Annotated in this window: 13 protein-coding genes; 10 read left to right on the top strand and 3 right to left on the bottom strand. The window is 75.1% G+C overall.

What is annotated here, in order from left to right:
- Window positions 1–143: 143 nt before the first annotated feature.
- On the top strand, window positions 144–2,213 hold the full coding sequence (locus ACFVXG_RS28475) for a HEAT repeat domain-containing protein (RefSeq protein WP_387931298.1): 2,070 nt from the start codon (window positions 144–146) through the stop codon (window positions 2,211–2,213).
- Between the two features lie 208 nt (window positions 2,214–2,421).
- Here ACFVXG_RS28475 and ACFVXG_RS28470 read toward each other — a convergent pair whose 3' ends face one another.
- The gene (locus ACFVXG_RS28470) at window positions 2,422–3,666 is read right to left on the bottom strand and encodes a serine hydrolase domain-containing protein (protein ID WP_387931297.1); all 1,245 of its coding nucleotides are present in this window, start codon (window positions 3,664–3,666) and stop codon (window positions 2,422–2,424) included.
- Window positions 3,667–3,779: 113 nt separating this feature from the next.
- Between ACFVXG_RS28470 and ACFVXG_RS28465 the strand changes: the two genes are divergently transcribed.
- From ACFVXG_RS28465 to ACFVXG_RS28430, 8 genes are all read left to right on the top strand, one after another.
- Entirely contained in the window at window positions 3,780–4,934 is a 1,155-nt protein-coding gene (locus tag ACFVXG_RS28465) for a sensor histidine kinase (RefSeq protein WP_387931296.1), read from the top strand.
- Window positions 4,922–5,581 carry a LuxR C-terminal-related transcriptional regulator gene (locus tag ACFVXG_RS28460; RefSeq protein ID WP_387931295.1) on the top strand — a complete coding sequence of 220 codons (660 nt, stop codon included), beginning with the start codon at window positions 4,922–4,924 and terminating at the stop codon, window positions 5,579–5,581. Before ACFVXG_RS28465 ends, ACFVXG_RS28460 begins: the two co-directional genes overlap by 13 nt.
- A 99-nt stretch (window positions 5,582–5,680) precedes the next feature.
- On the top strand, window positions 5,681–6,295 hold the full coding sequence (locus ACFVXG_RS28455) for a hypothetical protein (RefSeq protein WP_387931294.1): 615 nt from the start codon (window positions 5,681–5,683) through the stop codon (window positions 6,293–6,295).
- A gap of 138 nt (window positions 6,296–6,433) precedes the next feature.
- Window positions 6,434–7,579, top strand: a complete 1,146-nt coding sequence (locus ACFVXG_RS28450) for an AI-2E family transporter (protein ID WP_387931293.1) — start codon at window positions 6,434–6,436, stop codon at window positions 7,577–7,579.
- 178 nt (window positions 7,580–7,757) lie between these two features.
- The gene (locus ACFVXG_RS28445; RefSeq protein WP_387931292.1) at window positions 7,758–8,879 is read left to right on the top strand and encodes an RCC1 domain-containing protein; all 1,122 of its coding nucleotides are present in this window, start codon (window positions 7,758–7,760) and stop codon (window positions 8,877–8,879) included.
- Window positions 8,880–9,050: 171 nt separating this feature from the next.
- Window positions 9,051–10,655 carry an AMP-binding protein gene (locus ACFVXG_RS28440; RefSeq protein ID WP_387931291.1) on the top strand — a complete coding sequence of 535 codons (1,605 nt, stop codon included), beginning with the start codon at window positions 9,051–9,053 and terminating at the stop codon, window positions 10,653–10,655.
- Window positions 10,656–10,824: 169 nt separating this feature from the next.
- Window positions 10,825–11,298 carry a nucleoside deaminase gene (locus ACFVXG_RS28435; RefSeq protein WP_387931290.1) on the top strand — a complete coding sequence of 158 codons (474 nt, stop codon included), beginning with the start codon at window positions 10,825–10,827 and terminating at the stop codon, window positions 11,296–11,298.
- 57 nt (window positions 11,299–11,355) lie between these two features.
- On the top strand, window positions 11,356–11,721 hold the full coding sequence (locus tag ACFVXG_RS28430; RefSeq protein WP_387931289.1) for a DUF488 domain-containing protein: 366 nt from the start codon (window positions 11,356–11,358) through the stop codon (window positions 11,719–11,721).
- Window positions 11,722–11,799: 78 nt separating this feature from the next.
- On the opposite strand, the gene ACFVXG_RS28425 is transcribed toward ACFVXG_RS28430, so the two are convergent.
- Window positions 11,800–12,615: an alpha/beta fold hydrolase gene (locus ACFVXG_RS28425; protein WP_387931288.1), complete on the bottom strand. Its 816-nt coding sequence runs from the start codon at window positions 12,613–12,615 to the stop codon at window positions 11,800–11,802.
- Between the two features lie 90 nt (window positions 12,616–12,705).
- A complete protein-coding gene (locus ACFVXG_RS28420) occupies window positions 12,706–13,893 on the bottom strand; it encodes an MFS transporter (RefSeq protein ID WP_387931287.1) in 1,188 nt (395 codons plus the stop codon).
- 130 nt (window positions 13,894–14,023) lie between these two features.
- On the opposite strand from ACFVXG_RS28420, the gene ACFVXG_RS28415 reads away from it, so the two are divergent.
- A complete protein-coding gene (locus tag ACFVXG_RS28415) occupies window positions 14,024–14,866 on the top strand; it encodes a helix-turn-helix transcriptional regulator (RefSeq protein ID WP_387931286.1) in 843 nt (280 codons plus the stop codon).
- The last annotated feature ends 123 nt before the right edge of the window (window positions 14,867–14,989 follow it).

Below are 14,989 nucleotides of genomic sequence, written 5' to 3'. Positions count from 1 at the left end.
TGGAGTGACGGACCGCGGGCGCCCGGCACCCGTGCGTCACGGGCCGGGCCTCGGCGGGGCGGACGCCGCTGCCCGCGGCGGGCGCCGGTTCGAGGCCGGATCGTAGTCCCTGACTGTCAGTGGTCTGCGGCAGAGTGCCGACCATGTTCAAGGGGATGCACGAGATCGACTGGAGCCGGCTGCGCCACGCGTACGGGACGGCGGAGGAGGTGCCCGAGCTGCTGCGCGCGCTGGGGTCGGCCGACGAGGAGGAGCGGGGCGAGGCGCTCCGCCGGTACTACAGCGCCGTCCACCACCAGGGCGACATCACCGCCTGCACCACCGCCACCCTGCCGTTCCTGTTCGAGCTGGCCGCCGACGCCGGACGCCCCGGGCGGGCCTCGGTCATCGAACTGCTGGTCGACATCGGCACGGTGGCCGTCGAGCGGGCCGACCCGGCGGGTGAGGACTGGGAGTACGGCGGCCACAACGGCGCCGCCACGTACCTGCGCGGACGGGCCGAGGACTTCATCCGGTTCGCCGCCGACGACGACCGGCTGGTGCGGCAGGCCGCGATCCCGGCGCTCGGGCTGCTCGTGGACGACCCGGAGCGGGCGGCGCGCCTGCTGCGCGAGCGGCTGCCCGCCGAAACCGGCACCGTCGAGAGGCAGTTGGTCGCGGAGGCGATGGCCACGCTCGCCCTGCGCCTGCCCGCGGCGGCACCGGCGGCCACCGCCTGGCTCGGCGCGCTCGCCGACGACCGGGCGCTCGACCCCACCACCCGGCTCGCCGCACTCGTCCACCGGGCCCGCTGCGCCCAGGAGTTGATCGGCGAGGAGATCCTCCCGGCCGCGCTCGCCCTGCTCGGCGAGCCGGTCGAGCCGGACCCGGACTGGTGGCGGACCGCCACCCCCGCCCACCAGACGCCCGACCCCGAACCGGGCAGCGCCCCGCCGTACGTCCTCGCCGCGTTCCTCGAACTGGACCGCCACGGGCAGATCCACGCACCGACCACGAAGCTGCTGCGCACCTTCCACCAGGTGCTGGGCTTCCGGGCCCCGGAGCGCAGCGCGCTGCTCCTCCAGCAGCTGCGCAGCGCCGACCCCGGCGCCCGGCTGGACGCACTGCGGATGACCACCGACCTCGTCAACTCCACGCGCGGCGACTACGGTTCGCTGATCGCCGTGGTCGCCGAGCAGCTCGACGACCCCCACCCCGAGGTGTCCGCCGAGGCCGCCCACGCCCTCCACCGGTGCCACCCCGTCGCGGAGCCGGCCCGCGCGGCGCTCGCCGGGTACGTCACCGCCCACGGGCCGCGGGCCTGGGCCTCGCGTCACCCGGAGCTGCGCCGCGCCCACCAGGAGGCCGTCCTCGCCCTGGCCGAACTCGGGGACGAACGGGCCGTCCCGAGCCTGCGGTTCGCCCTGGAGGACGGGACGGACGTCTGGCGGGCCTACCCCGCGCTCGGTCTGCTCCCCCGGGCGGCCGGGCAGCTGCTGCCCGGCCTGGCCGCCCGGATCCGCGGCCTCCGGCCGAGCCCGCCCGGGGAGTGGTCCGAGCTGGAGGTGGCGCTGAGCGCCCTGGGCCGGCTGGACCCGGCGGCGGCGCTGCCCGCCGTACGGGGGAAGCTGGAGAGCGCGGCGCGGGCGGCCGAGTGGACCGCCGTCACCTCGGCGCTGCAGACCCTGCAGCGCTTCGGACCGGTGGCCGCACCCGCCCTGCCCACCATCCGGGAACTCGCAGCCCACTGCCCGGAGGGCAAGGTGGCGCTCGCCGCGCTGGCCGCGCTCCGGGCCGTCGGGGGCGAGGCGGAGGACGCCCTGCCCCGATTGCTCGACCTGCTCCACGACAACGAGGCCCCGAGCGATGACGTCGCGGACGTCCTCGCCGAGTTCGGCCCGGCTGCCGCGGCCGCCCTGCCACGCTTGCGCGAGCTGCTCACCCACAGCTACGACTGGACGCGCGTGCACGGCGCGGCCGCGATCTGGGCCATCGGCGGCGAGCCCGAGGCGGAGACGGTCCTCCCCGTCCTGCTCACCGCCTGGGAGGGCAACTCCGTCACCGGGCGACTCGTGGTGCCCGCCCTGCAGCGGATGGGCCCGGCCGCCGCGCCCGCCGTCCCGGTCCTGCTGGCCCAGCTCGCCCGCCCCGAGCGGGGCGGCTTCTTCGCGAGCCTCGCCGAGGACGAAGCGCTCCAGCGCCGCTGCCGCGCACTGTTGGCCGAACTCGCCTGACCGCGCCGCACGTTCGTGGTGGCCCGTTCGTGGTGGCCCGTTCGTGGTGGCCCGTTCATGGTGGCCCGTTCATGGTGGCCTGTTCGTGGTGGCCTGTTCGTGGTGGCCTGTTCGTGGTGGCCTGTTCGTGGTGGCCTGTTCGTGGTGGCCTGTTCGTGGTGGCCGTCGACCGCAGGCCGGTCGACGGCCACCACCCGCGGCGGGGCCCTCAGCGCCGGGGCCGGCCCGCGTCGGGAGCGGCGCAGAGGGCGTCGTCGACCAGCTTGCTCTCCGCCTGCTCCACCTGCCGGACCTCCTCCGCGGACCGGGCGCGGACGCCCGACAGCGAGACCGCGACGCTGCGCCCGCCGTCGGCGGTGACACCGGTGGCGGTGATCCAGCCGGCGTCACCGCCCTCGTGGCCCCAGTACACCCCGCCGCAGGACAGCGGGCGGGAGAAGATCCCCAGCCCGTCCCGGGCACCCGGCATGAGCGCCTCGAAGTCCCGACCGACGGGGACGGTCCGCCGCATCTGGGTCAGCTGGGCGGGCGGCAGCAGTCGCCCGCCGAGCAGGGCGCGGAAGAAGCGGTCGAGGTCGGCGGTGGTGGAGACCAGCCCGGCCTCCCCGTTGACGCCCACACCGACCTGCTCGGTGACGTCCACGGGCGCCTCGCCGTCCTGGAAGCTCTGGTAGGTCCGGGCGTGCGGACGGGGCAGCGTGGGTGACGTCCCGGGCCGGAAGGTGTGGGCGAGGCCGAGCGGCCGGACGATCCGCTCCCGCACCTCCTGGTACCAGGGCCGCCCGGTGGTCCGCTCGATGATCATGCCGAGCAGGACGTAGCCGGTGTTGCTGTAGCTCCAGCCCTCGCCGGGCCGGAAGTCCGGCCGGTGGCGCAGCGCCCGGGCGACGCTCTGCTCGGGCGTGGAGGTGTCGTAGCGGTGGCGGCGGAAGTCCTCCGCCGAGGTGAAGTCCGGGTAGTCGTCGTGGAGGCCGCTGGTGTGCTGGAGCAGGTGGCGGACGGTGATCGCCCGGCCGTCGTTGCCGTTCCCGGACACCAGGCCGGGCAGCCACCGTTCGACCGGGTCGTCCAGGGAGAGCCGGTGGTCGCCGACGAGTTGCAGGACCACGGTGGCCACGCAGGCCTTGGTGACGCTGGCCGCCCGGAAGTGGCCGTCCGCCGACACCGGCTGTCCGGTCGTCAGGTCGGCGACGCCGCTGACGGCGGTCACCGTCCGGCCGTCGGCGGTGGTCAGCCGGGCCTGCACGCCCGTCACGCCGAGTGCCGTGAGCGCCTGGGCGTCGCGCCGGAGCAGGCTCCGGTCGTCGGACGGCCGGGCCGCCGCCGCAGCGGGCACGGTCGTGGCGAGGGCGCCGGCCAGGGCGGCGGCCGACACCAGGGTCCGTCGGAGGGAGCGGCCGCGTCGTCGTGCGGCGCCGATGAGTGGGGCGGCGCCGATGAGGGGGTTCGTCATGGGAGGTGACGCTAGGTCCGGCCGCCGCGCCCGGTCGGTACCCCGAGCCGGTCGGAAAACAGGGTAGTGGGCTGTAGTGCCGGGCCGGTTCGCCGTGATCCAGACTTGGGCGGATGAACCTCCCTGCGGCCGAACGGCTTTCGGCGACCTGGCGCGCTCTGGGCTACCTGCTGGGAAGCCTGGTCGCCGCCGCGCTCGCCCTGCCCGCGCTGCCCGTCCTCCTCGTGCCGGCGGCGGCCCGTGCCTGGGCGTCCTGGCACCGCCGCCGCGCCGACGGCCTGCTGGGCACGCCCGGTTCCGGCCCCGTCCGGGTCGGCACCGGGCGTCTGCTCGGGTGGCTGGGCGCCTGGACCGTGACCGGCCTGGCGTTCGGGCTGGTCGCGGTGATGTGCGCGGGCAACACCCTGACCACCGCCGTCACGCTGCCGCTGTGGTGGGCGCTGCCCGCCGGCACCCGGGCGGGCGGCTTCGCCGCCGGTGCTCCGCTGACCGGCTGGGGCACCGCGCTGACCCTGGGGACGGCGCAGCTGCTCGCCTTCGCCGCCCTGACCCACTGGCTGGCCCCCCGGCTGGCGCGCCTGCACGCCCGGGGCTGCGTCGCCCTGCTGTCCCCCTCCGCCGCCGAGGAGTTGGCGCAGCGGGTGGACACCCTGACCGAGACCCGGGCCGGGGCGATGACCGCGCACGGCGCGGAGCTGCGCCGGATCGAGCGCGACCTGCACGACGGCACCCAGGCCCGGCTGGTGGCCATCGCAATGCGGCTGGGCGTGGCCCGGGAACTCCTGGACGAGGACCCGGGGACGGTCGCCACCCTGCTGGCACAGGCCCACCGCACCACCGAGGAGGCCATGGTGGAGCTCCGCGCGGTGATCCGGACGATCTACCCGCCGATCCTCGCCGACCGCGGCCTCGCCGGGGCACTGGCCGCCCTCGGGGCCGATGCCGGGCTCGACACCACCCTCGACGTCGGCAGCCTCGACCCCCTCCCCGCCGCCGTCGAGGCCGTCGCGTACTTCACGGTCGCCGAGGCGCTCACCAACGCCGCCAAGCACAGCGGCGCCACCCGGACGGCCGTCCGGGTCGCCCGCACCGGAGACCGGCTGTCGATCGAGGTCACCGACGACGGGGTCGGCGGCGCCGACGAGACGCTGGGCACCGGCCTGACCGGGATCCGCCACCGGGTCCGCGCCCTGGACGGCACCGTCGATGTCCACAGCCCGGCTGGCGGCCCGACCACGATCACTGTGGGTGTGCCGTGCGGGTCGTGATCGCCGAGGACAACGTCCTGCTCGCCGGCGGGCTCGAACTCCTGCTCACCGCCAAGGGTTTCCACGTCGCCGCGATCGTCCAGGACGCTCCGGGCTTCCTGGCCGCCGTCGCCGAGCACCGGCCCGACGTCGCCATCGTCGACGTCCGGCTGCCGCCCACCTTCCGCGACGAGGGCATCCACGCCGCCATCCGGGCCCGCCGCCGGCAGCCCGGCCTGCCGGTGCTCGTGCTCTCCCAGTACGTCGAGCGGCAGTACGCCGGGGAGCTGCTCTCCGATGGCCGGGGCGGCATCGGCTACCTCCTCAAGGACCGGGTGAGCCGGGTGAGCGAGTTCACCGACGCGCTGCGCCGGGTCGCCGCCGGCGGCACCGTGATGGACCCGGACGTGATCGGACAGCTCCTCACCCGGCCCGCCCACGACCCGATCGCCGCCCTGACACCGCGCGAACGCGAGGTCCTCGCCCTGATGGCCGAGGGCCGCGACAACACCACGATCGCGGCCCGGCTGGTGATCACCGACAACGCCGTCCACAAGCACATCGGCAACATCTTCACCAAGCTCGGCCTCTCCCCCGCCGACAGCGGCCACCGCCGGGTCCTGGCCGTCCTCAGCTACCTCAGCGGGCGGGGGGCCGTCGGGCGGTGAAAGCCGTTGGACGGTGGATCCGACCTGCTGACAAGATCCTTGCGTGCCGACACCGAGCGACTGCGGACCGACCACCGGAAAGGACCGTTCGACTCCCCCATGACACTCTCCGCACCCGGCCCCGGCCTGCTCGACCGCGCCGGACACCTGGCCGTGCACCGCCACGCCGGCACCGTCTTCGACCTCACGGCGCAGCTGCCCGACCAGGTCTTCCGCACGCCCCGGCCGGACACCCTGTTCTGCGACTTCGAACGCTTCATCCGCCCGGAGATCTGGCCCGCGCTCCAGGGGCTGGCCCGGCTGCACGGCGACGACCGGATCGAGCTGCTGGTGCTCCGGCCGGACGCGGAGAGCTACCACCTGCCCGAGTACGGCGTCCACCCCTCGGTGTCGCTGCCCGTCGAGGGCAGCGAGGACGACTACTGGGCCGCCATCGGGTTCGAGCCGAACGACGACTTCGCGGGCTCGCTCGCCGTCGCGGCCGACGTCATCACCGTCACCGGACCGTCCGGCCGCTGGGGCTGCTGGGCCGACCGCGGCCCGGAGGTGGCGGTCTTCCAGGGCTTCCCGGACCGCGCCGCCCTGCGGGCCTGGCACGACGGGTTCGGACCGTTCCAGGACGTCACGGAAGCCCTGGAGTTCCTCCTCCCACCGGTCTTCCGCGGCACGGTCCCGACCGCCTACGCGGCCCGGCTCACCACGAACTACGGCTAACGGCCGCAGCCCGCCCCCTGCTCCGGCGCCCGCCGAGGTGTGCGGGTCCGGGGTCCCGGGAGACGCTGGGAACAGGCCGAGGACGGAGGAGGCAGTCCCCATGAGCCGACCCGCACCAGACCCCCGGCTGAGCCCGCCGTGAGCCGCCCCGGGCCGGGCCGGCGCCCCCGGCCGCTCGGCAGCCGCCCGCCCCGGGTGGCGGTGCGCCGGGCGCGGCCCGCGGCGCCCGCGGAGCACGTCCCGGCCGGGCTGCGCACCGCCGCCGGGTACGCGTGGCGGCTGGGGCTGCTCGGGGTGGCCGCCTACCTGGCCGTCGGGGTGCTCGGCCAGTTGGAGGTACCGGTGATCGCGCTGTTCCTGGCGCTGGTGATCACCTCGGTGCTGCGCCCGCTGGTCGACCTGCTGGCCCGGAGGCTGCCCCGCGCACTGGCCGTACTGGTGGCCTTCCTCTGCGCGGTCGCGGTCGTCGGCGGGATCCTGGCCCTGGTCGGGACGAACGTCGCCGACGAGTGGAACCGGATCGGCGACGAGCTGCGCGGCGGCCTCGGCCGGATCGACCACTGGCTCACCGGCGCCCCCTTCCACCTGCGCGCGGGCACCGTCACCGACCTGCGGGCGAAGGTCGGCGCCTTCGTCTCGGCGCACCGCTCGGCCCTGCTGACCACCGCGCTCAGCGGCGCGGGCCGGGCCGTCGAGCTGGTCACCGGGCTGGCCCTGGCGCTGTTCTGCTCGGTGTTCTTCCTGCACTCCGGCGACCGGATGTGGGGCTGGGCGCAGCGCCAGCTGCCCGCCGGGGCCCGCCCCGCCTGGAGCCGGGCCGGGCAGGCCGCCTGGCGCACCTTCGCCGGGTACACCCGCGGGGTGCTGATCGTCTCGGCGGTCAACGCGGCGCTGGTGGGCATCGCGCTGGCGATCCTGCGGGTGCCGCTGGTGCTGCCGCTGATGGTGCTGGAGTTCGTGGCGGCGCTGGTCCCGCTGATCGGCTCCCCGATCGCCCTGGCGATCGCCGCGCTGGTCGCACTGGCCGCCCGCGGGCCGGTGGTCGCGCTGCTGGTGCTCGCCCTGATCGTGGTGATCGGCCAGATCGAAGGCCACCTGCTGCACCCCCTGGTGCTCGGCTGGTCGGTACGGATCCACCCGGTGGCGATCGCCCTGTCGGTCATCGGCGGCGCCGTCCTGGCCGGCGTCCTCGGCGCGGTGGTCGCCGTCCCGGTGGTCTCGGTGGCCTGGGCCGTCCTCACCGAACTGCGCGACCACGGCGACCCACACATCACGAAGCGCTGAGGCGTACGGAAATGCCGGAAGGCCACCCGTTCGAGTGAAGATCGAACTCCGGAACCCCGTCCCGGCCGACCGTCACCGATGATGCGTGCGGGAGCTCGCGGGAGGGGGTGGTCGGCCGGTCAGGCCTGTCTCTCCACGCCCTCGCGACAGTCAGCACATCCGATGAGGAGACAGAACCATGGAGAAGCGGCTCAAGTCCTGGGGCAACAACCGCGCGGGGCAACTGGGCGACGGCACCTGGACGGACTTCCGCACCACTGCCACCACCGTGCTGGGGCTGACCAGCGCCGAGGTGGTGAAGATCGCCGCGGGCGGTGCCGGCCCGACCAACGGCCACGGCCTGGCGCTGCTGACCGACCGTACGGTCCAGTCCTGGGGCACCAACGGCTCCGGCCAGCTGGGCGACGGTTCGGTGTTCAGTCACAACGCGCCCGGCCAGGTGGTGAACCTCTCCAACGCCACCGACATCGCCGCAGGTGGCTCGCACAGCCTCGCGCTGCTGGCCGACCAGACCGTGGTGGCCTGGGGGAAGAACAACTACGGGCAGCTCGGCAACGGCACCAACATGGACAGCAGCGTGCCGGTGCGGGTCGAGGGCCTCAACAAGGTGATCGCGATCGCGGGCGGCCTCAACCACAGCCTCGCGCTGCGTGAGGACGGCACCGTCTGGGCCTGGGGCTACAACATCAACGGCCAGCTGGGCGACGGCAGTTCGGCCAGTCGCAACATCCCGTCCCAGGTGGTCGACCTGACCGGAGTCACCCTGATCGCGGCCGGCGCCAACCACAACCTCGCCCTGGTCGGAGCGCCGAGCGGTTCGACCAAGCCCGTCGGCGGCAACGCGGTGAAGGCCTGGGGCTACAACGCCACCGGCCAGCTCGGCGACAACAGCACCATCAGCCGCTTCACCCCGGTCGACACCCAGGGCATCTGGCTCGGCGGGGTCTCGCAGATCGCGGCGGGCGCCAACCACAGCCTGGCCGTCACCGACAGCGACAACAAGCTCAAGGCCTGGGGCCAGAACACCTCCGGCCAGATCGGCGACGGCACCACCGACTACCGGATCACCCCCGTCTCCGTCCCTGGCCTGACCGGCGTGCAGCTGGTGGCCGGCGGCCGCGAGCACACCATCACCCTGCTCGGCGACAACACCGTGCGCTCCTGGGGTGCCAACGGCTCCGGCCAGCTGGCCAACGGCACCACCACGGACAGCAGCACCCCGGTGACCTCGCTCACCGCGCTCACCGGCGCCGACAAGATCGCCGCCCCGGTCGGCGGCGACTTCAGCGTCGCGAACTGACCTCGGCCCGGCCCCGACAGCCGACTGCCGGGGCCGGGCAGCCCGTTCTGCACCACCGGTAGGAACCGTACCGGGCTGGGTAGTTGAAGGAGGACAGTCAGCCCTCCGTGCACGAGGCGCACCGGTTCCGGGGCGTCGGCGTGCGTCCGATCCACAGGGAGACCAGCAGCGATGAGCACGTCCGAGGCGCGCCCGGCCGACTCCGCCGATCACGGCGGCGACCGCGAGTTCCGCAACTACGTGGAGATCGTCCTTGACGGACTGTCGGAGGAGCCGGGGCAGGAGGTGCTGGTCAGCGGCGAACGGCGGCTCGGGGCCGCGGAGTTCCGGTCCATGGTGTACCGGCTGGCCCGGGCCCTGCGGGAGCGGGGCGTGGAGCGGGGCCGCACGGTGACCCTGCTGTGCGGGAACGTCCCGGAGACCGTCGCGGTGCGCTACGCCGTCAACCTGCTGGGGGCGCACTTCAACCACCTGTACATCCGCCTGGGCACCGACGTCCAGGCCCGGATCATGGCCGACGTCGAGACCTACGCCTTCATCGTCGACCCCCGCCTCGCGGAGCGCGCCACGGCCCTCGCCGCGGCGGTGCCCGTCAAGCACGTCCTCGTCCTCGGTGAGGCCGGTGAGGCCGGCGAGACCGGTGCGGCGGCGCCGGAGCTGGGCGAGGACCTCCTGGCGCTGGCCGCGGGCCAGTCCGACGCTCCGCTGGCCAGTGCCGCCCGGCCGGAGGACCTGTGCTTCATCCGCCACTCCGGCGGCACCACCGGCCACCCCAAGGGCATCCGCAGCACCTTCGCCCGGATGCAGGGCAACTGGCTCGGCGTCCTGATCACCGGGGAGCGGCGGCGGGACCTGGTGTGCACGCCGCTGTCGCACGCGGCCGGGTTCGTCGCCGACGGCACCCTCGCCGGCGGCGGCACGGTGGTCCTGCACTACGCGTTCGACCCCGGCGAGGTGCTGGCCACCGTCGCCCGTGAGCGCATCACCGACGTCTTCCTGCTGCCCCCGCTGCTCTACCAGGTGCTGGACCACCCCGACGCGGCGTCCACCGACCTCTCCAGCCTGCGGCAGATCACCTACGGCGGCACACCCTCCTCGCCGGTGCGCATCGCCGAGGCGGTCCGCCGCTTCGGCCGGGTCTTCCAGCAGGCCTACGGCCAGTTCGAGGCCGGCATCGTCAGCGTGCTGCCCGCCGCCGAGCACGACCCGGACCGCCCCGACCTGCTGCGCACGGCCGGCCAGGTGCTCCCCGGCGTCGAGGTGGAGATCCGCGACGAGGCCGGCCGCGCGCTCCCGGTCGGGCAGGTCGGGGAGATCTGCGTCCGCTCCGAGAACGCGATGGAGGGCTACTGGCGCAACCCGGAGCTGACCGCCGAGGTCCTGCGGGACGGCTGGGTGCACACCGGCGACCTCGGCCGGCTCGACGAGCACGGCTACCTCGCCGTCGTCGACCGGATCAAGGACATGATCGCCGTCGTCGGCGGCCACGTGTACACCACCGAACTCGAGGACTTCCTCCACACCCACCCGGGCGTACGGCAGTGCGCCGTCTACGGGGTGCGCGGGGAGGGCGGCCACGAACGCGTCCACGCCACCGTGGTGCCCGCCCCCGGGGCGGGCGTGACGGCGCAGGAGCTGCGGACCATGGTCCGGGACGGCCGCGGCGAGATGTACGTGCCCGACGTCATCGACTTCACGGACGCGCTGCCCCTCACCGACACCGGCAAGCCGGACAAGAAGGAGCTCCGGCGCCTCGCCACCCCGGCGGCCTCGTAGGGCACCCCGGGCCGGTCGCCCCGCCGGTGCCGGGGCGGCCCGGCGCCTGCGGGGTGAGACTGGTCGAGGGGCCCCGGAGGCGGGCGGCTACGATCCCGCCCGGCGGGCGGGCGCAGGTTCGTCCTCCCGCCCCCTCCGTCCCCCTTCGCACCGCCCGAGGAGACCCGACATGGCCGACCACTCCCCCGAGCACCTGCTCGCCGCCATCGAACTGGGCGCCTCCGCCCGGGCGCACGGCAACCACCCCTTCGGCGCGCTGCTCACCGGCCCCGACGGGAAGGTCCTGCTGACCGCGGAGAACAGCGTCCTGACCGACCACGACGTGACCGCCCACGCGGAGATCAACCTGGTCCGGCAGGCCTCCCGCACCCTGGCCCCGCACCAACTCGCCGACGCCACCCTGTACTCGAGCACCGAGCCGTGCGCGATGTGCGCCGGGGCGATCCACTGGAGCGGCATCCGCCGGGTCGTCTACGCGCTCGCCGCGACCGAGCTGAACGCCATCGCGGGCGTGGACCCGGACGAGCCGGTGCTGGACCTGCCGTGCCGCGCGGTCTTCGCGGCGGGCGGCAGCACGGTGGAGGTGTCGGGGCCGTACCTCTTCGAGGAGGCCTCCGCGGTGCACGTCGGCTACTGGGGGTAGCCGACGACCGGGGGTGGCCGACGACCACCCGTCCCGCCGACCCCGGGAGGACCCGAGATGGCCGAACGGATCAGCTACCGCAGGATCTACGAGGACTCCTCGCCCCGGGACGGCCAGCGGGTGCTCGTCGACCGGGTCTGGCCGCGCGGCGTGAAGAAGGCGGACGCGCACCTGGACGAGTGGCTGCGCGACGTCGCCCCCTCGACCGGGCTGCGCCAGTGGTACGGCCACGACCCGGAGCGGTTCGCCGAGTTCCGCCGCCGCTACCTCGCCGAGCTGCGCGACGCCGGGCACCGGGAGGCCGTCGACCACCTGCGCGAGCTCGCCGCCCACGACCCGCTCACCCTGCTGACGGCCACCAGGGACGTGGACCACAGCCAGGCCGCTGTGCTGGCCGAGTGGCTGGCGGGCAAGGCGGACTGACCGGTGCCGTCGGTCAGCGGTGCTTCTCAGTGGTGCGTCTCGGCGGTGCTTCTCAGTGGTGCGTCTCGGCGGTGCTTCTCAGCGGTGCGTCTCGATGAAGACGCTCACGGTCCGCACGTACTCGGCCGGGTGGGTGACGTGGGGCGTGTGGCCGGCCCCGGCCAGGGTCCGGACCTGCGCCCGGGGCAGCGCCCGCGCGAGCCGGGCGACGATGGCGGGGAACCAGGGCGGGCTCTGCGTCCCCACGGTCAGCAGGGCGGGGCCCGGGTGGGCGGACAGCCCGGCGAGGTCCAGCAGCGGCCAGCCCGGGTCCTGCTGTTCGTCGAGGAAGGTGGGGGCGTTGGCGACGAGGGTGTCCCGCAGTTCGGGCGGCAGCCGGTCCCAGGCCCCCGGCCCGAAGGCGACCTCGTCCACGAACTGCCGCGCGCCCTCGCGCGACTCGCCCGCGCGCAGGTGCGCGAGCACGGAGTCGATCCGCCCCTCGACCGCCCGCATCACCGGCAGCAGGTCCGGTTCCGGCGGCACGATCGCCATCAGCGGGGGCTCGTGGGCGATGACGGTGCGGAACAGCTCGGGGCGGCGCACCGCCAGGCCCAGCGCCGTCGAGGCGCCGAAGGAGTTGCCCGCGATGTGCGCCGGAGCCAGGTCAAGGGCCTCCACCAGGGCGGCGAGGTCGTCCTCGTCCTCCGTCCGGGAGCCGGGCCCGGGCGGGCGCTCGCTCCGGCTGTGCCCGCGCCGGTCGTAGACCAGGACGCGGTACCGCTCGGCGAGGGCCGGCCGGACCTGGTCCCAGTTGGCGTGGTCGGCCCAGGAGCCGTGCACCAGGACGAGCGGCTCGCCCGCGCCCGTCAGCTCGTAGTGGAGGTCGACGCCGTTCGCCCGGACCTTCGGCATGCTCCCGCTCCTCACCTGGGGACATCCGCCCCCGGTCCATTCAGGCACCGCGCCGCGGCGACGGCAACCAGGTGTGCCGGCGGACGGCGCTCAGCCCCTGGCGGTGAAGCGGCGCCGCCCGAGGACCACCGCCGCCGTGAGCGGCACGGTGGCGACGGCGATCACCCCGAAGAGCGCCTCGAACCGCCCCTGCCCGGCCGCGTCGGCGCCCAGGGCGGTGCCGAGGGCGCTGCCGACGAACAGCGCGGCGACGAAGCAGGAGACGGCCGTCCCGCGCGCCTCGGGCACCACAGAGGTGGCCCACGCCTGGAGCGTCGAGTGGAGGAACGCCCAGCCCGCGCCGAGCAGCGTCACGACCAGCGCGTACGTCCACACCCCGGGCACCAGGGCCGCGGCGGTGTAGCCGACCAGCACGAGGGCACCGCCGATCGCGGCCAGCCCGTGCGCCGGCAGGCGCCGGGTCAGGGCCTTGACGGCACGGGCGAACACCAGCGCCCCCGCGCCGTACAGGGCGGTGATCGCCCCGGCCGCGGCGTCGGACAGGCCGCGGTGCTGCAGCGCGGGCGCGACGAAGGTCAGCCCGGCGAGCAGCACGGCGCCCTCGACCAGGCCGAGCACGGTGACCACGTACGCGAACGGGCTGCGCAGCACCGCGCCGAGCTGGGCACCCAGGCTGCCGGCGGGGGCGCGCTCCGGTTCGACGGCGCGGCGCAGCCCGAGTGCGGCCACCGCGGCGACGAGCGCCGGCACCACGAACACCAGCCGCCAGTCCAGCCAGTCGGCGACCACCCCGGCGAACAGGGCGGCCAGTCCGCTGCCGAGTCCGAGCGCCGCCATCAGGTCGGCGAGCGCGGCCTGGCGCCGCTCCGGGGCCACCGCGTCGCCGACGAAGCTCAGCGAGGACGGGACCACCGCGCCGAACGCGAAGCCGGCCACGATGCGCAGGACGGCGAGCACCGTCAGGTTCGGCGCCGCGGCCGAGGCCAGTCCGGCCACCGCGGCCACGGTCAGGGCCGTCCGGATCACCCGCAGGCGTCCGATCCGGTCGGAGAGCACGCCCCAGACCGGTTGGGACAGTCCGTAGGCGAGCGCGTAGCCGCCCGCCACGGTCACCGCCGAGGCCAGCGGGACGTGCAGCGCGGCCGCGACGGTGACCAGGACCGGGCCGATGGCGAAGCGGTCGAAGTTGGCGGTGAACGCGGCGGCCGTGACCGGGAAGGGCACCCTGGCGTCGGGCCGGTCGACCGGCGGGGCGGCGGTGCGGACGATCTGAGTCATGCGTCCCATCCTCGGGGCGCTCCAAGGCCGTTCCGGCCGCCAGGCGCTGACGGATCATCCTGGGAGTGGGGGTAACAGGCTGGGGCCGTTTTCGGACGCCCGGCGGCCGGACCCTACCCTGGGACCCACCATGAACGATCGTGAAACCCAGCGCCGTACGGCTCTCGGCACCTTCCTGCGCTCGCGGCGGGAACGCCTGACCCCGGGTGAGGTCGGCCTCACCAGCGGGCCCAGACGCCGGACCCCCGGGCTGCGCCGCGAGGAGGTGGCGCTGCTGTCCGGCGTCAGCGTGTCCTGGTACTCGTGGCTGGAGCAGGGGCGCCCGATCACCGCCTCGACCCAGGTCCTCGACGCGTTGGCCACCACCCTGCGGCTGACCGGGGCCGAGCGGCGGCACGTCTTCGACCTGGCGGGCGAGGGCGACGCGACCCCGCACCCGGCGGCCGACGGCTGTCCGGCGGTCGGCGACCACCTGCGGGCCACCGTCGCCGCCCTCAGCCCCAACCCGGCCTTCCTGCTGGACCGGCACTGGGACATCCTCGCGCACAACGAGAGCGAGGCCGCCCTGTACGACGGACTGGACCAACTCCCGGTCCAGCGGCGGAACATGATCTGGCTCTACTTCGGCTGGCCGCCGATGCGCAGTCTCCTGAAGAACTGGGAGGCCGAGTCCTGGGCGGTGCTGGCCCAGTTCCGCGCCTCCGCCGACCGCCACCCCGGCGACCCGCGCTTCGCCGAGCTCGTCGCGGACGTCTCGGCCGCCGACCCCGGCTTCCCGGCCCGCTGGGAGCGCCACGACGTGGCGGGCTTCAACCCGGCGCTCAAGCGCTTCGACCACCCGCGGCTCGGGCTCCTGACCTTCCGCCAGGCCAAGCTGATCGCCGCCGAGGACCCGGACCTGCACCTGGTCGCCCGCCACCCGGCGGACCCGGCCACCCGCCGGGCGGTGGCGGAGGTCGCGGCGGGGAGCTGACCGGACGCGGGCGCGCGGGCCTCGGGAGCTCGGGAGCGCGGTGTGCGGTCATCCGGGTGAGGGCCCGCGAGCCGGGGCCGCCGGGCGGGCGCGGGGTGCGACCGTCGGTCGCATGCCCGTACT

The sequence above is a fragment of the Kitasatospora sp. NPDC058162 genome (assembly GCF_042884005.1).
GTDB lineage: Bacteria > Actinomycetota > Actinomycetes > Streptomycetales > Streptomycetaceae > Kitasatospora.
The sequence above is the reverse complement of the archived record's forward strand: the minus strand, read 5'-3'. Positions and strand labels throughout refer to the sequence as shown.